Below are 18,488 nucleotides of genomic sequence, written 5' to 3'. Positions count from 1 at the left end.
TTCAACACTGGGTTCGTCTCGCTTACATAAAAGGGGTGTACCAAAATTGTTTACAACTTATCAAGAAGCCCTCGACTGGATTCATGGGAGACTCAGACTAGGGATTAAACCAGGCTTAACACGGATGGAATGGATGATGGACAAACTTGGCTCTCCGGAAAAGAAAATCAAAGCCGTCCATGTTGGAGGGACAAATGGAAAAGGTTCCACGGTTACCTTTTTAAGATCAATTCTCCAGGCAGGAGGATATACGGTGGGAACTTTTACGTCACCGTATATAGAACAATTTAACGAACGAATCAGTGTTAACGGAAAACCGATTAGTGATGAGGAAATATTAGAGCTGACCAATGTCATTAAGCCGCTCGCAGATGAATTAGAAGGAACGGAACTAGGTGGTCCAACGGAGTTCGAAGTGATCACGGCGATGGCCTTTTACTATTTCGCGAATACAAGCAATATCGACATTGTTATTTTTGAAGTAGGGTTAGGCGGACGGTTCGATTCCACGAATATTATTCAGCCGTTAGCTGCGATTATTACAAACATTGGATTAGACCATACCGCTATCCTAGGTAATACCTATGAGGAGATTGCTTTCGAAAAAGCTGGGATTATTAAAAATAACACACCGATTTTTACGGCGGTTAAACATCCTGGTGCGTTAAAGGTAATTGAGGAAATGGCGGATAAGAAGTCTGCCCCCATCTTTCGATTAAATCAAGAGTTTCAGATTTCTGGACATGAATCGATTGCCAAAGGGGAAGTTTTTACACTAAAATCAAAGTCACTATCCCTTGAGGATCTTGAGATTAGTATGATCGGGCAGCATCAAACGGAAAATGCTTCACTAGCTATTCTTGCCGCAAATTATTTAAAACAGGCAGGTTTTTCAGTAACGGAACAATCCATTCTAAATGGACTAAAGCAGGCTTACTGGCCAGGCAGGTTTGAAGTTCTTTCTGAAAAACCACTGGTAATTATTGATGGTGCACATAATCAGGAAGGAATTACGGCATTAGTTCATGAGCTAACTAGCCGATATAAAGATCGAAACATTCATATTGCTTTTGCTGCGTTAAGGGATAAGAAATTGGATGAGATGATTAGGATGTTAGATGGGATTGCGGATCAGATAACTTTTGTTAGCTTTGATTTTCCTCGCGCTGCTAAGGCGGAAGAATTATGTGAAATTAGCAGTTCAGCTAGCAAAGTAGCAGTAAATGATTGGAAGTCTTATCTTCAAGAAAAGATAAAAAATCAGGAACCTAACGAGATGTTAATCGTTACGGGTTCTCTATATTTTATTTCAGAAGTTAAACCTATAATTTCTGAATATATGGAAAATAAATGTTAAATATTTTTTTAAAAAGCCAATTCACGAAAGATGAATTGGCTTTTTTATGTAACGTAAATAGAACTGTAAAAAGCCATTTGCAGAGGGTGGTACTTACCTTGTAATCGCAAGCAGATCTCTCCCTATATCATAAACATTGGAAAATGGATGAGCTTCTTTTTAGTATCAAGCTTCGAACAATAGACTTCATTTCTAATGGGTTAAAGTCCGGAGCCTGGGATTTTTTTAATATACCAAATCTTCGGTAATGTTTTAAACAACCCATGGTTGCTAGAAGTTAGATCAATTAGAGTGTTAATCTCATAATTTGGTCACTTTTTTCTAGCAATGTAAGCGTTCAATGACTAAGCCAATGTTGAGTAATTGGACTTTTTCGTTGGTTACTTAAATGTCAATAATCGCAGAAAGGACAGCGTGCCTTGGATGTCATGCTAGCCAAGATTGCAAAAATCTATGAAAAAAAGTCGAAAAATAGGATAAAGAGGTTTAAGTAATTATATCAACTTTTTATATAACAATACTGAAGAAAGAGACAAAATTCCTAAAAAATTCACTTCCTTTCATTATCTATTAATGTATACTACAAGAGACAATATCACTAGGTGTATAATACCAAAAGAAGGTGAGAATTTAGTTAAAAATACTTAAACAAATTTAAAAATCAGTGTAGATTAACATTAATTCAGCTATTGGCGGGGATTGTTTTTATTGGAATAATTACTACTATTTCTGTACGATCAATTCTAGGATTATTTGAAGTTCAAAGAAGGATGCTCACGTTCACTTATACGCAACAAATATAACCAGCAAAAATGGTCGTATCTGGATGCTAATGTTATAGAAGGTATACAATGTCATCGGGTGGTATTGGTGCTGAAGAAATTTTTAAACGCGGGCTGTAAATCCAAATCCTTAATAGGAGAAAATGAAAATTAAATGGTGTTTATCTATTGTTATCTTTTTATATTAGGTCTAGTACTAGGTTCATTCTATAATGTAGTCGGACTACGAGTTCCATTAAATAAATCTATTATAAGGCCACGTTCCACCTGTACAAAATGTGGGCATTTGTTAAAAACGATAGAACTCATCCCAGTAGCCTCATATATAATACAAAAGGGGAAATGCCGTGATTGTCAAAAGCGGATTTCTCCTATCTATCCAATATTTGAATTACTCACAGGAATACTATTTATAATTGCACCGTTAGTTGTTGGGTGGTCTTCAGAATTAGTGGTTGGGCTTACATTAATCTCTATGTTTATGATTATAGTAGTATCAGATATTCATTATATGATTATCCCAGATAAAATTCTCATTTGGTTTGCAGGAATTTTTTTAATAGAAAGATTTTTTTGGCCATTAACTCCCTGGTGGGACAGTCTCCTTGGAGCTTTTATCGGATTTGTTCTCTTACTAATGATTGCTTTTGTTAGCAAGGGTGGAATGGGCTTTGGTGATGTAAAACTATACGCATTACTAGGGGGTATTTTAGGGGTTAAATTAGTCCTCCTATCATTCTTTATATCCACTTTATTTGGTTCCGTTATTGGTGGAGTAGCGTTACTGGTGAAAATTGTCAAACAGCGACAGCCGGTACCATTTGGACCTTTTATCGCTGGGGGAACATTGACAGCTTATTTTTGGGGATCGGATATAATTAAAATTTATTTACAATTCCTTAATCAAGTATTTTTATTAGGGGGGTGTGTATGGCTTTTTCCCTTATTACTTCTAATAACAGAAAAAATAATTTGGTATTAAATAACCACTTCATTAAGTTGTTAGAATTAATACAAAAGAACCCACTGTCAGGGCAAAGTTTTGTGAGAATTTTCTTCACATTATTGTTGTGGAATCAATTAATTTTTCTAGTGGTCAAGAAATTACTTGCTTTGGTCAGACCAACAAACCTCTAAGCTATTTATTAGTGATCTCAACGTTGTACATTCCTAGTATAGCAGACTTGGCTCCTCAGTTGCCAAAAATTGATGCCCCAGTACCAGCGGCTAAGGGTAATCTTTTTAGCGATTTGATGCACAACTTCAACAAGCAATTGTTAAAATAATGCCGAATCAACAAATAATTTGACGAAAGACTACAATAACAAGACGACAAAAGTCTTGTTATTTTTTTTTACCTATATGTTAGGATGAACCCAATGACCCTTCGGAAGAGAGAGGAGTACAAGCAGTGGACAAGCCTAACAAAGGCAATACAATCAAGATAAAATTAAATGGAGAAACCCAAACCTTTGAGGAAGAACCTAAGAAAATCGACCGCGAGCCAAACATCGAACCTATTCCAAGCGTGATAGAAATAGATTCGAATAAACTAGAAAATGATGGATTCTTAGAAACAGCCGCCACCCAGGAATCTGTCGATGAAAGTTTTGACTGGATCATTCCGGAATCCTCCGATCAAGATATAGAGGAATTTACGATTGCTGGCGATAAAAAAACAAAAAAGCCGAGCCTCCCCAAAATATCATCCTTTTCAACCAATCCAAAAAAGAAAAAGGATCGTAACATCGTCACGATTGTCACTTCAGCTGCCTTTGCCATCCTAATAGGTACAACAATTGGATTTGTTATGTTGAAACTAGTGATCACAGGACCATCGGATAAGGTGGGAACTCAAACAATACCAACAGTGGCTGAAGAAAACGGAAATACAACCGTTGACAATACCGGAGAAAAATCATCGGACGCTATCACCTTAGACCAAATGACAACCTATGTAATCCAAGGCGGTGTATTCTCATCAAAGGATGGTGCGAAGGAAACGTCAACCGAGGTAACTTCAAAGGGTGTTCCATCACAACTAGTTGAAATGAGTGGAAAGCAATATCTATTCCTTGGAGTAGCCGATTCCATTGAAACAGCCAAATCACTTGGCAATCAATATAAAGCAGATGGTGTCGAAGATGTCTTTGCCAAGCCTCTGTTACTTGATGAAAAACAAGTATCCGGTCTAAATGATAAAGAGAAAAGCTTCCTAAAGAATGTACCTACTATCTATGAAACGTTATCATTAGCAACCTCAACTGCTCTATTAAATAATGAACTGTCTAAGGAATCGACTAAGGCGATCACAGGTCTTGAGGAACAATTAAAGACGAGCGGGCTAAAGAATGCAAAGGTAACGAAGATAAAAACAGAATTAACGACCGCTGCTGATAAGCTAGATACTTATCAAAAATCCAAAAGTAAAAAGAGCCTCAGTCAAGCTCAACAGCATCTTTTAAACTTTTTAAGTGCCTATTATTCATTGTAGTCGACAACAGTTGATATTTTCCGGGAAATAAGTCCTGCCATTTTGGTGGGGCTTATTTCTTGTGTGCCGAAATATTATTTTTTTGCATAATTTGACAATGATCTTCAAAATTTAATGATATTAAAATTGTTTGCTTCTACAATTTCTGATAGGATTAACATGTATCTCCCTATACAAAATGTCAAAAGGTAAGGTGATTGAATGCAAAACCTCATTTTAGCCTCTTCTTCTCCACGGCGAAAAGAACTTCTAGAAAATCTCCACTTATCATTTGCGATCTCAAGCAGTGAAGTTGATGAAAGCTTTGATCCTGCACTCTCCCCAGAGGAAGTAGTCATGGAGTTAGCCGAGCGTAAAGCACAGGTCGTTTTTCAGAAGAATCAAGAAGCCTTTGTGATTGGCTCGGACACAGTTGTGGTTGTAGATCATCAAATTTTAGGAAAGCCAGCAGACGAAGCGGAAGCCATTAGTATGTTAAAAAGGTTATCAGGACGTCAGCACGAAGTTTTCACTGGTGTTGCCATTGTAACTCCAACGGGTTCAACAAAATTTTATGAAAGAACAGAAGTATGGTTTTGGGAGTTAACAGACGAAGACATTAACGCCTATGTGCAAAGTGGTGAACCGTTTGATAAAGCAGGTGCTTACGGGATTCAGCAGTTTGGCAGCATGCTTGTCAAAAAAATAAATGGAGACTATTTTGCGGTTGTCGGCCTGCCTGTCGCAAGGACCATAAGGGAATTGAAAAAGTCAGGCTACCATTTGCCATATTAGAGAAAGACTCCCACTAAAAGGGGAGGAAATTAAATGTCCACAAATACATTAATGATTCGTGATTTTCCGCATGATGAAAGACCAAGAGAGCGTTTTATTAACCATGGACCGCAAAGCTTATCCAATCATGAATTGATTGCGATCCTGCTCCGCACCGGGACAAAGGAAGAATCGGTCCTGCAATTATCGAATCGCCTTTTAACGCACTTTGAAGGTCTGCGCATGTTAAAAGGTGCGACGTTAGAAGAAATGACGGAAATCAAAGGGATTGGTGCAGCTAAAGCGATACAGATTCTTGCAGCGGTTGAGATCGGCAGAAGAATTGCCAATCTCAATTACACAGATCGCTATGTGATACGCTCTCCGGAAGACGGGGCGAAGTATGTGATGAACGATATGCGCTTCTTGACCCAAGAACATTTCGTCTGTTTATTTTTAAACACGAAAAATCAAGTCATCCATAAACAAACCGTCTTTATCGGCAGCTTAAATGCTTCAATAGTACACCCGAGGGAAGTGTTTCGCGAAGCATTAAAACGTTCGGCTGCCTCAATCATTGCCCTGCATAATCATCCTAGTGGTGACCCCACTCCGAGCCGAGAGGACATTGAGGTTACTAAGCGTTTGGTGGAGTGCGGGAAGATAATTGGGATCGACCTTCTTGATCATTTGATTATCGGCGAAAACAAGTTTGTGAGTTTAAAGGAAAAAGGATATTTATAACACTATGATATTATTTGACGTTAGGATATAATATTGGGTATGATTTTTAGGACTGTTTTTTAAAGTAACCATGTAAATAGTACGATAAAAGACATGATAATTAAGGTGATTACCTGCCTATAGAATTTGTGCATTTAGTAACAGAAAGGGAGATACAACAGTATGTTTGGAATTAGACCTAGAGATCTTGGAATTGACTTGGGAACCGCCAATACCCTCGTCTATGTAAAAGGAAAAGGCATTGTATTACGTGAGCCATCAGTAGTAGCCATGCAGACCGATACAAAAAGTATTGTCGCAGTTGGGAACGACGCAAAAAATATGATTGGACGGACACCGGGGAACGTTGTTGCCATGAGGCCGATGAAGGATGGAGTGATCGCGGATTTCGAAACGACCGCTGCGATGATGAAATACCACATCCGTCAAGCACAAAAAAGTAATAATCTTTTTTCCGGTAAACCATATGTCATGGTCTGCGTACCATCAGGCATAACCGCCGTAGAAGAAAGAGCCGTTATTGATGCAACAAGACAAGCTGGGGCAAAAGATGCTTATACGATTGAAGAACCATTTGCTGCGGCCATTGGTGCGAACCTGCCTGTTTGGGAGCCAACCGGAAGCATGGTGGTCGACATTGGCGGAGGGACGACGGAAGTCGCGATTATCTCTTTAGGTGGAATCGTAACGAGCCAATCCATTCGTGTTGCTGGCGATGAAATGGACGATTCGATTATTTCATATATCCGCAAAAATTATAATTTGATGATTGGGGAACGCACCTCAGAACAAATTAAAATGGAAATCGGCTCTGCAGGCACTCCGGAAGGAATCGATAATATGGAGATTCGCGGTCGTGATCTATTAACAGGTCTGCCAAAAACAATTGAAATTACAGCGAAAGAAATAGCGTCCGCTCTTAATGATACCGTTTATGCGATCGTAGAAGCGGTAAAAAGTACGTTAGAAAAAACGCCGCCTGAACTTGCTGCCGATATTATGGACCGCGGCATTGTTCTAACAGGCGGGGGCGCGCTTCTTCGTAATTTGGACAGAGTGATTAGTGAAGAAACAAAAATGCCTGTTTTGATTGCCGAAAATCCACTTGATTGTGTAGCCATCGGTACAGGGAAGGCTCTTGACCATATCCATCTGTTTAAAAACAGGGCAAAGGAAACTCGTTAAGCAAGAGCTTTTTAAAGACTAATACTTTCTTATCTATATAGAAAAAATGAGGTGTATAATCATGCCACAGTTCTTTATGAATAAACGACTGATTTTTTTGCTTGTCAGCATTATTGTTCTCGTGGCATTGATTGGGTTTTCTTTAAGGGAGAGAAGCAAACTATCCTGGCCGGAGCAATTTGTCAAAGATACAACCGGCTGGGTTCAATCCTTGGTTTCTAAGCCTACTAACTATGTTGCAGGCTTTTTTGAAAATCTCCAGGACCTTACTAATACATACGAAGAGAATAAAGAATTAAAATCACGAGTTGAAAATCTTGCCAGCCTTGAAGCACAGGTTCAGGAGCTGAAGAATGACAATAAAGAATTACGTGATGTTCTCGGTGAAAAGAAGACCCTGAGAGATTATGAACCACTTCCAGCTACTGTGATTGGAAGAAACCCTGATCGTTGGCATGAAATGATTATAATCGACAAAGGTAAATTAAGTGGTGTTAAGAAAAATATGGCAGTTGTAACAGCTAACGGCCTGATTGGAAAAGTAAAGAGTGTGACTCAATTTAGCTCGACTGTTCAGCTGTTGAGTTCAATGGATCCGAAGAACCGAATTTCGGCGATTGTTCAAGGGAAAACCAATGTATATGGACTTGTGGAAGGCTATGACAGCGAGAAGAAATTACTTCAGGTCAAGGCCATCCCTTCTGGTGCGGACATTCAAAAAGGCCAGACCGTGATCACTTCTGGATTAGGGGATGTATTTCCAAAAGGGTTAATGATCGGGAAAGTGGTCGAAGTAAAACAGGACCAATATGGATTAAACCTAACGGCCTTGGTAAAACCAGGGGCTGATTTTTATGATATTAAAACGGTCATTGTGACGAAAAGAGTTATGGCTCAAGCTGCTGATCCAACAACAGGAACGGGGGAGTAATCGTGAAAAGATTCCTTCTCCCTCTTTTGTTTCTGTTTTTATTTATTTTGGAAAGCTTATATGTTCAATATGTCCCAGAGGATCTTTTTGGTCAAAGCAAAATAATCGCTCCTCACTTTCTGTTTGCCGCTTTATTATTTCTGACTATTTTTGTGAGCAAAAAACAAGGGATTATTTATGCAGCCATCTTTGGGCTTTTGTATGATATTGTCTATATTGAAATTATTGGAATTTACCTTTTCCTTTTTCCGTTTGTTGCCTATCTTGCTTCCAAAATCTTAAATATCCTGCAAAACAATTTTATTGTTGCGATTCTCATAACGATCGTAGGGATTGCTTTATTAGAAGTGGGCGTATATGAAATGGACCATTTGATCCATGTGACGGACATCGATTTTAAGAGCTATATTAATTTGCGGTTTTACCCAACGCTTATCTTAAATGCGCTATTTGTGCTCATTACTGTATATCCATTAAAAAGGTTGTTCGAAAAACATATGGATGCAATGCGGGCTGATTAGTCTTAAACTAGATTTCTTTTTAAAAGAGGAGAATGGACCTCTCGTGTCGAATTTTTATTAAATGTCTGTATATTTTGATTTGGAATAGGACCATAGGACTCCTATTCCTAAATTGTTTTCTTATTATGAGGTGAAAAAATCTCCATGAAAAAGCGGCAAAATGTTACAATAAAGGGTACGAAGGAAGGCCTTGTCCTTCATCTTGACGATACATGTTCCTATGAGGAACTAAAAAAGGAACTGGATCAAAAGCTATCAGCAAACTCCCGGACACAGGACGAGCGCAATTTAATTTCTGTAAAAGTAAACGTGGGCAACCGCTATCTATCCTTAGAGCAGCATGAGGAGTTAAAAGAGTTAATTCTCCAAAAAAGAAACTTGGTTGTCGATGATATTGTTTCGAATGTTATCACGCTCGAAGAAGCAAAACAGCAAAAGATTGAAAATGAGGTAATGACTGTTTCTAAAATTATTCGATCAGGGCAAGTGCTGGAAGCCCCTGGTGATTTATTATTGATCGGCGATGTTAACCCTGGTGGAACCCTCATTGCCGGTGGAAATATTTTTGTAATGGGAACATTAAAAGGTGTTGCACATGCCGGCTGCTTTGGCAATGAGGAAGCAGTGATTGCTGCGTCTAGTATGAAACCATCGCAGCTCCGGATAAGTGATCAAATTAATCGCGCACCCGATCATGCTGAGAACAATGAACCGCGGGAAATGGAATGTGCTTACATAAATGAGGACCGGAAAATTATTGTTGATAGATTACAAGTTTTAGTTCAATTAAGGCCTAATTTAAACAGATTCGAAGGGGGACATTAAGGTGGGAGAGGCAATCGTAATTACATCCGGTAAGGGCGGAGTGGGAAAAACCACGACTTCTGCTAATATTGGGACTTCTTTGGCCCTTCAAGGAAAAAAGGTATGCTTAGTAGATACAGACATCGGTCTTCGAAATTTGGATGTAGTAATGGGTTTAGAAAACAGGATTATTTATGACCTGGTGGATGTTGTAGAAAAAAGATGTAAAATCCATCAAGCCTTGGTCAAGGATAAACGTTTTGACGGCTTATTATATTTACTTCCGGCTGCTCAAACTGTTGATAAATCAGCAGTAACACCGGAACAAATGAAAGAATTAATGATCGAATTAAAGCAAGACTATGATTATATTATTATTGATTGCCCAGCCGGGATTGAACAGGGCTTTCAAAATGCAGTAGCCGGTGCCGATAAAGCGATTGTCGTGACAACACCTGAGGTATCTGCCGTCCGTGATGCCGACCGGATTATCGGTCTTTTAGAAAAACAGAATAATATGGAAGCGCCTAAATTAGTGGTCAACCGGATTCGCAATCATATGATGAAGACTGGGGATATGCTTGATATTGATGAAATCACCCAGCATTTATCGATTGAGTTGATTGGCATTGTTGCCGATGATGAAGAGGTTATTAAAGCCTCGAATCACGGCGAACCGATTGCCTTAAATCCAAATAGCAAGGCATCGATTGCCTACCGGAATATTGCCAGAAGAATTCTTGGTGAATCCATTCCGCTTCAGCCCCTTGAGGATGCAAACAAAGGTGTTTTTACTAAACTTAAAAAGTTTTTTGGCGTAAGATAAAGCGGAAGCGCCTTGACCAGGGGCGACAGGCATAAGACGAGCCGGCGAGAAGGCTGTTTTTTAGCCTTCTTGACGGATTGGCTTATGACCCCGAGCCCCTAGGCGCTGTAGCTAGGAAGTAATCAAAGTATAACAAGAGCCTGTCCGCGTTTAATTGCGGACAGGCTTTTTAATGTTTGTCATACTCGTCCTTCCTCGTACATAAACTTGTACAAAAAAGTAGGAAAAGGGTTGATGGAGTATGGCGCGGTCTACACCGGAAGAAATACGGCGGCGAATCGCCAAAAGAAAAAAAGAACAAGGTAACAATTCTAATTTAAATTCAAATTCTAAAAGTCCTGAACGCCAAATTACTTGGCCTGGTGATGATGAGCATTATGATTTTAAGTACACGAGTCCTTCCGTGGATGGAGGCGATGATGAGGGGCATCCACTCTTTAAAAAAGAAGTGTTCTTGTTCAAAATCTTGGCCTCGGCGCTTCTTTTCTTAGCCGTTGCCATTTTATTCCGTAATCATACTGTAAAACTGGATCCGGCTAGGGAATTTATTACAGGTCAAATGGACAAGGACTTTAAGTTTGCCGTGGTATCTAATTGGTATGAGGAGAAGTTCGGCAAACCATTAGCGCTGCTGCCTTTTACAGACGAAAAAACCTCTGATCAAAAAACGGTGGCAGAGAATCAGAATTTATCAGTACCAGCAATGGGAAAGATTCTTGAAAACTTTCAAAAAAATGGTCAGGGGATCATGATTGAAACGGGAAAAGGTGCCGCGGTTCAAGCGATTAATGACGGCTTGGTTACTTTTGCAGGTGTAAAAGAAGGGATTGGCAAAACCGTCATCATCCAACACTCTGATAAATCGGAAACATGGTACGGGAATTTGGACGACGTTAAGGTGAAATTGTATGAGTACGTCGATAAGAGAACCGTTGTTGGAACAGTGTCTGCCTCTACTGGGGAAGATAAGACAAAAGGCCAATACTATTTTGCCATTAAAAAAGACGATAATTTTATCGATCCGATTCAGGTGATCCGCTTTGAATAGGATTATTACACTTCTAAGACTGGTTTCAATCCATCCGTTGTTGTGGATTGTGATTGCATTATCGATTGCTACAGCCCATTTCCTTGAAGTCTCGCTGCTGCTAGGGATTATTTTTATACATGAAATGGGGCATGCTGCTGCGGCTTCTTTTTTTTCCTGGAGGATCAAAAAAATCTCCCTGCTTCCGTTTGGCGGGGTAGCTGAAATGGATGAGCATGGTAACCGTCCGTTAAAGGAAGAGATGATTGTGGTGCTTGCCGGGCCGCTGCAGCATGTCTGGATGGTCGGGCTCGCATACGTCTTATTTTCATTTCAGCTGCTCCCGGAGGATTTATTTCATCTGTTTATCAATTATAATGTGATGATCTTGGTTTTTAACCTATTCCCAGTTTGGCCGCTTGATGGGGGTAAGCTGGTATTTTTACTGCTCTCATTAAAGGATTCTTTTCCAAGGGCCCATGAGCTGACATTACTGATTTCCCTTTGCTGTTTGAGCTTGTTTTCTGTGAGCATTTTAGTAACAGCACCTTTGCATTTGAATGTTTGGGTTGTGATTTTCTTCTTGTTTTTTTCGCTTTACCATGAATGGAAGCAGCGCCGCTATATCTTTATGAGGTTTTTACTTGAGCGTTATTACGGGAAAAAGGCCACCCTTGATAACCTGAAGCCCATCCAGGCGAACGAAGAGGATTTGTTAATCCATGTCCTCGAAAAATTTCAGCGTGGCTGCAAGCATCCGATTATTGTCGAGGCAGACGGCCGAGAAACCGGAACACTAGATGAGAACGAGCTCCTACATGCTTATTTTTCGGAAAAGCGGTTGACCGATAAAATCAGCGACCTTCTTTTTTCCTACTAATAGGGTATAATAAGAAAAACGAGAGAAGCGCCCGGATGACGAGCGCTTCTTCTGTGATTTTAAGAAAGCTTGTAAAGTGAGGACGCCTCAAGTGGAAACATTAATTATCAACTACCATTCACGGGAAAAGCGATTTGCTTATCTAAGAGATAACCGTGTTGAAAATATTGTCATTGACCGACCTGAACATCGCTCGCTGGTTGGCAATATTTATTGGGGGACCGTTACAAAGGTACTGCCCGGTATGAACGCAGCTTTCATCGATATCGGCGAGGAGAAAAATGCTTATTTAAACCGAAATGCGCTCCCATCATATGTTCAATCAACAGAAAAACAAAAAAACGTCACCTCCTTCGTCCATCAAGGTGAAAAAATGCTCGTACAGGTCGAGAAGGATGCAACAGGCACCAAAGGCCCGAAAGTTAATGGAATCATTGAGATCGATGGAAATCACCTCGTTTATATGCCACAGGGACGATATGTGGCGGTATCTAAGAAAATTGCCAATGAATCGAAGAAAACGGCATTGCGGCAAATCGGAAGCAAATTAAAAACGGAAGAAGAAGGGCTGATCTTCCGGACCTCGGCGATCTATAGTTCAGAAGAGGAGATCGCCGCTGAACTACATACTCTAAGAGAACAATATCAAGAACTATTACAAAAAGCGTCAGCCTTAAAAAAGCCCGGGTTACTTTTTCAAAAGGACACCTTTATTGAAATGATCAGCACCCAAGCGGCAAGGATGAAAACAGGCGAAATCATTGTTGATGATATCTCTCTGAAAAAATTACTAGAATCAGTAAACGATCACGTTACCCTCACTTATTACAACGGTAAGGAAAATATTTTTTCTAGCAGCAAAGTGGAGAATGAAATTGATAAAGCCCTAAAGAGGATTGTTTGGCTTGATCATGGGGCCTACCTTATCTTTGATGAGACCGAAGCGTTAACGATTATCGATGTTAACACAGGAAAATTTTCCGGTAAGGTGGACTACCAGGAAACGGTCCTCAAAACCAATCAACTCGCAGCAAAAGAAATCGTCAGACAGCTTCGTCTCCGTGATATCGGCGGAATTGTTTTGATCGATTTTATTGATATGATCCGGGAAGAGGACAAGCAAACCATTCTCGGTACAGTGGAATTGGCATTAAGTAAGGATGAGAAAAGAACGAAAATCATTGGGTTTACAGAACTTGGCATTCTCCAGTTGACAAGGAAAAAGACAAAGGTTGCCTTATCAGAAGCACTAAAGGTTAAATGCCCGGTCTGCGATGGCACAGGCCGCATTCTTAGTCCAGAAACGGTTGCCTTCCGGCTTGAGAGAGAGCTGTTAGAGCACCGAAACGCCGATTTTGAGGCAATCCTTATAGAGACAAATCCAGAGGTAAAAGAGGCACTCCTCGGGACAAATGAGGCCTACAGAGAGGTTTTAGAAGAACTTCTCCATCTTAAACTATATTTTACGCTACAGCCTTCTTTACCTTATTTTTATCAATTAAAGCAGTTTGGAAATGTGGAGGACCTCTCTCAAAAGGAACTTCACTGACCTATGAAGTACCCAAATTGGTATTGACATATTCAATTAAACTATGTTAGTATCTTAATGTTATGTTTGTAGCGCACCCGTGCTACAACCGCACAGTGCAGGTAGTAAGCCTTTTGCTTTACGCATAAGCGCCTGTATTTGGCGAGTCTGAGTTTATAAGGAGGTGCAGTTCATGTACGCAATTATCGAAACTGGCGGTAAGCAATTGAAAGTCGAAGAAGGCCAAGCTATCTACATTGAAAAATTAGATGTTGAAGCTGGTGAAACAGTTACTTTTGACAAGGTTCTTTTCGTTGGCGGTGAAACTGTGAAAGTTGGCAGCCCTGTTGTTGCTGGCGCTACAGTTACAGCTAAAGTTGAAAAGCAAGGTCGTCAAAAGAAAATCATCGTTTTCAAGTATAAAGCGAAGAAAAACAACCGTAAGAAACAAGGCCATCGTCAACCTTACACTAAAGTAGTCATCGAAAAAATCAACGCGTAAGGTGTTGGAAAATAGATGATTAACATTACGATTTATCGTACTGAGTCCGGCACAATTCAATCGTTTAAAATAAGCGGTCATGCTTTTTTTGCCAATCGGGGACAAGACATTGTCTGTGCAGGTGCATCTGCAGTTTCCGTTGGTGCAATTAATGCAGTGCATGCTATAACAGGTATCACTCCAGAGATTGAACAAGGAGATGGCTTTCTCCGCTGTGTAATTCCGGAAAACATTCCGGAAGTCATAAATGAGAAAGTTCAACTTCTTCTTGAGGGGATGGCTGTTTCATTACGAACGATAGAAGAAGAGTACGGAGAGCACATTAAAATAACCTTCAAAAAGCAGGAGGTGGAATGAAATGTTATTAAAATTAGATCTTCAATTGTTTGCATCTAAAAAGGGAGTAGGTTCTACAAAGAACGGACGTGACTCCATCGCAAAGCGCCTTGGTGCGAAGCGTGCAGACGGTCAATTTGTAACTGGTGGTTCTATCCTTTACCGTCAACGCGGTACAAAGATTTACCCAGGTGAAAACGTTGGCCGCGGTGGTGATGACACTCTTTTTGCAAAAATCGACGGCGTTGTTAAATTCGAACGTTTAGGTCGTGACCGCAAACAAGTAAGTGTATACCCAGCAGCTGCTCAAGAAGCGTAAGGAATACATCAGAAAACTCTAACCTGATTGGTTAGAGTTTTCTTTTTGCATTAAGATCCTCATCCATAATCTTCTTTGAAAGCTCTTTTTGCCTCTAAAAAAACTTTTCTTATACAAAAAAGTCTACTCATGTATGTTTTTTTGATATACTAACAGGAAACAGTGTCAACACTTAAATGTGGGAGTGTACATATGGGGAAAGAATGGGATATCGTGGAGGTGCTAAGGCACTCACGACATGATTGGTTAAATAAGCTGCAGCTGATAAAGGGAAATCTCGACCTTAATCGGATTGACCGGGCCAAACAAGTCATTGACGAAATCGTGATAGAGGCCCAGCATGAAACAAAATTATCAAATTTACATATTCCGTTATTTGCTGCGCTGCTCTTAAAATCTAACTGGGAAAATCCTTCCTTTAGATTGGAATATGAGGTGCTGTTTGAGCCAGATGCCTCAAAAATCAATGATCTGGCTGTGACTAATTGGACAACTGCCTTTTTTGGAAGTTTGAATCAAGCGATTGAGCCATATCAAGAGAATAATCTATCGATTACAATTGAACCGCAATCAGACGGTGTTCGTTTCTTTTTTGATTTTAGCGGGATAATAAGTAACAGAGAACTGATGGAGATCTTCCTATCGGATAAAACGGTTGATTTGTCCGTCAAGGAATTTACAGAAACCGAACTCTCCCTCGAGTTATTTATGCCAATGCTGAAAAATAACTCGCTGTGATATCAGTTAATTTATTGTGCAAGACTGGAGGAATTAGATGTTTGTCGATCAAGTTAAAATATATGTAAAAGGCGGAGACGGCGGAAATGGGATGGTTGCCTTTCGCCGTGAAAAATATGTACCAAATGGTGGACCGGCCGGCGGAGATGGCGGTAAAGGAGCAAATGTTGTCTTTGAGGTCAATGAGGGTTTACGTACCTTAATGGATTTCCGTTATAAGCGTCATTTCAAAGCAGAGCGCGGAGAACATGGCATGTCCAAGGGAATGCATGGCAGAGGCGCTCACGATATGATTGTCAAGGTTCCGCCTGGTACGGTGGTTATCGATGCTGAAACAAAAGAGGTCATCGCTGATTTAGTAGAACATGGTCAACAGGCCATCATTGCTAAGGGCGGCCGCGGCGGGCGAGGCAACACTCGGTTTGCTACCCCGCAGAATCCTGCTCCGGAGATTGCTGAGAATGGTGAGCCTGGGCAAGAGCGCGATGTTATTCTTGAATTAAAACTGCTTGCTGATGTTGGTCTTGTTGGATTCCCAAGTGTAGGGAAGTCGACATTATTATCGGTTGTGTCATCGGCAAAACCAAAGATTGCTGAATATCACTTCACAACGATCGTACCTAATCTTGGCATGGTAGAAACAGAAGATGGCCGAAGCTTTGTTATGGCCGACCTGCCGGGATTAATTGAAGGCGCGAGTGAAGGCGTAGGACTTGGTCATCAGTTTTTACGGCATATTGAGCGGACAAGGGTGATTGTTCATGTCATTGATATGGCCGCAACGGAAGGAAGAGATCCATTCGAGGATTTTGTGACCATTAACAAAGAGTTAAAAGAATATAACCTAAGATTGACCGAGCGCCCGCAAATCATTGTTGCAAATAAAATGGATATGCCGGATGCAGAGGAACACTTGGAAATGTTTAAAGAGCAGTTAGAAGAGGATTATCCAATTTTCCCTATTTCGGCCCTAACACGAAAAGGTTTGCGTGATCTATTATTTGCGATTGCCGATAAAATCGAGCAAACACCAGAATTCCCACTTGAGCATGAAGAGGAAGATGTAACTGGCGTACATCGTGTATTATATAAACATGAAGCAGATCCGGATGCCTTTACGATTACAAGAGATCCTGACGGCTCATATGTACTTTCAGGTGATAAACTCGAACGATTATTTAAGATGACTGACTTTTCAAGAGAAGAATCTGTTCGCCGTTTTGCCCGTCAGCTGCGTGGTTTTGGGGTTGATGATGCCTTGAGAGAAAGAGGAGCAAAAGATGGGGATATTGTGAAGCTGTTAGAGTTCGAATTTGAGTTTATTGAGTAGTTTTCCGTAAAAGAACGAGGTTGAGTTTAAATGGATAATTTGGATAAAAAGTTTTACTTGGTCCGTGAGGATGTTTTGCCGGAAGCGATGAAGAAAACAATTGAAGTGAAAGAAATGCTTGAAAGAGGCAAAGCAGATTCGATTGCGGATGCCGTTCTAAAAGCGGACCTAAGCAGAAGCGCCTTTTATAAATATAGGGACACTGTTTTTCCTTTTTCTACAATTCAGAAGGAAAAGATCATTTCCCTTTTCTTTCATTTGGAAGATCGCTCAGGCACGTTGTCTCACTTGTTAAGCGTCGTTGCCTTATCAGGATGTAATGTGCTGACGATACACCAAACGATTCCGCTTCAGGGCAGGGCCAATGTGACATTGTCATTAAATACTTCGAATATCACAACAAAGCTGGACGATCTACTAACGGAACTAAGAAAACTTGAATTTGTAGAAAAAGTGGAAGTGCTGGGAACAGGTGCGTAGTGGACAAGGTCCGCTATGGGCCTGGTCTTTAGCCTTCCTTTTTAAAAATACAGAGGAGTGGGGAAAGTCATGAAGGTTGGTTATTTGGGGCCAAAAGCAACATTTACAGAATTAGCTGTAAGTAAAGTTTTTAAAGGATTCGAGTTGGAACCGTATAATACAATTCCAGAAAGTATCGATGCCATCGTAGATCATAAAGTGGATTTAGCCGTTGTACCGGTTGAAAACGCCCTTGAAGGATCAGTAAACATTACACTAGATTATTTAACACATGTAGTCGATATTCCAATTGTTGGAGAAATCACACTGCCGATTAAACAGCATTTAATGGTTCATCCTGATAATAAGGACCATTGGCAGTCTGTTTCAAAAGTATTTAGCCATTCCCATGCAATTGCCCAGTGTCATAAGTTTTTACATACCCATTTTAAAGGTGTACCAATTGAAAGTATCTCGTCGACAGCAGCAGCGGCGAAGATGGTCATGGAGCAGCCAAAAATGAATGCAGCCGCGATTGCGAATGAACTCGCAGCCAAAGAATATGGACTAGCCATCGTCCAAAAAGATATTCATGATTTTCATTTTAACCATACCAGCTTCTTTGTTTTATCAGAGCAGGGCTTGGATTTTGCGGAAATAAGCGGCTCATCTCATTACAAGACAACACTAATGGTTACACTTCCTTCTGATCAGGCTGGAGCCCTTCATCAGGTATTGTCGGCGTTTGCCTGGAGAAAATTAAATCTTTCCAAAATTGAATCAAGACCAATGAAAACAGGAATTGGCAATTATTTCTTTATCATCGATCTTGAAATGAAACTTGACGATGTACTAATTCCAGGAGCCATTGCAGAGCTCGAAGCACTTGGCTGTGGTGTCAAAGTGTTAGGAAGCTATCCATCGGTAATCGTAAATCTAGATTAAAAAACGAAGAGACCCGTGCAATCTGGA

Annotated in this window: 20 protein-coding genes and 1 other annotated feature; all 20 genes read left to right on the top strand. The window is 40.3% G+C overall.

Annotated features, from left to right (window positions below; all coding sequences use genetic code 11):
• Positions 1 to 46: 46 nt before the first annotated feature.
• The 20 genes from AAHB15_RS13260 (at position 47) to pheA (ending at position 18,461) form a co-directional block, all read left to right on the top strand.
• A complete protein-coding gene (locus tag AAHB15_RS13260) occupies positions 47 to 1,357 on the top strand; it encodes a bifunctional folylpolyglutamate synthase/dihydrofolate synthase (RefSeq protein ID WP_335571892.1) in 1,311 nt (436 codons plus the stop codon).
• A 936-nt stretch (positions 1,358 to 2,293) separates the two neighbouring features.
• Entirely contained in the window at positions 2,294 to 3,121 is an 828-nt protein-coding gene (locus tag AAHB15_RS13255) for a prepilin peptidase (protein WP_342042580.1), read from the top strand.
• Between the two features lie 429 nt (positions 3,122 to 3,550).
• Complete coding sequence (locus AAHB15_RS13250; RefSeq protein WP_335571889.1) at positions 3,551 to 4,633, top strand: hypothetical protein; 1,083 nt, start codon at positions 3,551 to 3,553, stop codon at positions 4,631 to 4,633.
• Positions 4,634 to 4,834: 201 nt separating this feature from the next.
• Positions 4,835 to 5,407 carry a Maf family protein gene (locus tag AAHB15_RS13245; protein ID WP_335571888.1) on the top strand — a complete coding sequence of 191 codons (573 nt, stop codon included), beginning with the start codon at positions 4,835 to 4,837 and terminating at the stop codon, positions 5,405 to 5,407.
• A gap of 33 nt (positions 5,408 to 5,440) precedes the next feature.
• The gene (radC, locus tag AAHB15_RS13240) at positions 5,441 to 6,130 is read left to right on the top strand and encodes a RadC family protein (RefSeq protein WP_335571887.1); all 690 of its coding nucleotides are present in this window, start codon (positions 5,441 to 5,443) and stop codon (positions 6,128 to 6,130) included.
• 162 nt (positions 6,131 to 6,292) lie between these two features.
• Positions 6,293 to 7,315, top strand: coding sequence for a rod shape-determining protein (locus AAHB15_RS13235; protein ID WP_335571886.1), 1,023 nt, complete (start codon positions 6,293 to 6,295; stop codon positions 7,313 to 7,315).
• A gap of 61 nt (positions 7,316 to 7,376) precedes the next feature.
• On the top strand, positions 7,377 to 8,246 hold the full coding sequence (gene mreC / locus AAHB15_RS13230; RefSeq protein ID WP_335571885.1) for a rod shape-determining protein MreC: 870 nt from the start codon (positions 7,377 to 7,379) through the stop codon (positions 8,244 to 8,246).
• A 2-nt stretch (positions 8,247 to 8,248) separates the two neighbouring features.
• The gene (gene mreD, locus AAHB15_RS13225; RefSeq protein ID WP_335571884.1) at positions 8,249 to 8,767 is read left to right on the top strand and encodes a rod shape-determining protein MreD; all 519 of its coding nucleotides are present in this window, start codon (positions 8,249 to 8,251) and stop codon (positions 8,765 to 8,767) included.
• Between the two features lie 144 nt (positions 8,768 to 8,911).
• The gene (gene minC / locus AAHB15_RS13220; RefSeq protein ID WP_335571883.1) at positions 8,912 to 9,592 is read left to right on the top strand and encodes a septum site-determining protein MinC; all 681 of its coding nucleotides are present in this window, start codon (positions 8,912 to 8,914) and stop codon (positions 9,590 to 9,592) included.
• A 1-nt stretch (position 9,593) separates the two neighbouring features.
• Positions 9,594 to 10,397: a septum site-determining protein MinD gene (minD, locus tag AAHB15_RS13215; RefSeq protein WP_144564248.1), complete on the top strand. Its 804-nt coding sequence runs from the start codon at positions 9,594 to 9,596 to the stop codon at positions 10,395 to 10,397.
• Positions 10,398 to 10,638: 241 nt separating this feature from the next.
• Positions 10,639 to 11,445, top strand: coding sequence for a M23 family metallopeptidase (locus AAHB15_RS13210; protein WP_335571882.1), 807 nt, complete (start codon positions 10,639 to 10,641; stop codon positions 11,443 to 11,445).
• The gene (locus AAHB15_RS13205; protein ID WP_335571881.1) at positions 11,438 to 12,304 is read left to right on the top strand and encodes a M50 family metallopeptidase; all 867 of its coding nucleotides are present in this window, start codon (positions 11,438 to 11,440) and stop codon (positions 12,302 to 12,304) included. Before AAHB15_RS13210 ends, AAHB15_RS13205 begins: the two co-directional genes overlap by 8 nt.
• Positions 12,305 to 12,395: 91 nt before the next feature.
• Positions 12,396 to 13,853, top strand: a complete 1,458-nt coding sequence (locus tag AAHB15_RS13200) for an Rne/Rng family ribonuclease (protein WP_342042579.1) — start codon at positions 12,396 to 12,398, stop codon at positions 13,851 to 13,853.
• 76 nt (positions 13,854 to 13,929) lie between these two features.
• Positions 13,930 to 14,012: a sequence feature (ribosomal protein L21 leader region), on the top strand.
• A gap of 13 nt (positions 14,013 to 14,025) precedes the next feature.
• The gene (gene rplU / locus AAHB15_RS13195) at positions 14,026 to 14,334 is read left to right on the top strand and encodes a 50S ribosomal protein L21 (protein WP_098529848.1); all 309 of its coding nucleotides are present in this window, start codon (positions 14,026 to 14,028) and stop codon (positions 14,332 to 14,334) included.
• A gap of 15 nt (positions 14,335 to 14,349) precedes the next feature.
• Positions 14,350 to 14,691, top strand: coding sequence for a ribosomal-processing cysteine protease Prp (locus AAHB15_RS13190; RefSeq protein WP_098529849.1), 342 nt, complete (start codon positions 14,350 to 14,352; stop codon positions 14,689 to 14,691).
• Position 14,692: 1 nt separating this feature from the next.
• The gene (gene rpmA / locus AAHB15_RS13185) at positions 14,693 to 14,989 is read left to right on the top strand and encodes a 50S ribosomal protein L27 (RefSeq protein ID WP_098529850.1); all 297 of its coding nucleotides are present in this window, start codon (positions 14,693 to 14,695) and stop codon (positions 14,987 to 14,989) included.
• A 192-nt stretch (positions 14,990 to 15,181) separates the two neighbouring features.
• Complete coding sequence (locus tag AAHB15_RS13180) at positions 15,182 to 15,727, top strand: Spo0B C-terminal domain-containing protein (RefSeq protein ID WP_335571879.1); 546 nt, start codon at positions 15,182 to 15,184, stop codon at positions 15,725 to 15,727.
• Between the two features lie 37 nt (positions 15,728 to 15,764).
• Positions 15,765 to 17,057, top strand: coding sequence for a GTPase ObgE (gene obgE, locus AAHB15_RS13175; protein ID WP_335571878.1), 1,293 nt, complete (start codon positions 15,765 to 15,767; stop codon positions 17,055 to 17,057).
• Between the two features lie 30 nt (positions 17,058 to 17,087).
• Positions 17,088 to 17,537, top strand: coding sequence for an ACT domain-containing protein (locus AAHB15_RS13170; RefSeq protein ID WP_144564230.1), 450 nt, complete (start codon positions 17,088 to 17,090; stop codon positions 17,535 to 17,537).
• A gap of 69 nt (positions 17,538 to 17,606) precedes the next feature.
• The gene (gene pheA, locus AAHB15_RS13165) at positions 17,607 to 18,461 is read left to right on the top strand and encodes a prephenate dehydratase (RefSeq protein WP_335571877.1); all 855 of its coding nucleotides are present in this window, start codon (positions 17,607 to 17,609) and stop codon (positions 18,459 to 18,461) included.
• Positions 18,462 to 18,488 lie beyond the last annotated feature (27 nt).

This window comes from Bacillus sp. OTU2372 (assembly GCF_038440275.1).
GTDB classification, from domain to species: Bacteria; Bacillota; Bacilli; order Bacillales; family Cytobacillaceae; genus Neobacillus; species Neobacillus bataviensis_B.
Note: the sequence above shows the minus strand (reverse complement) of the source record. Positions and strands in the feature narration are given on the sequence as shown.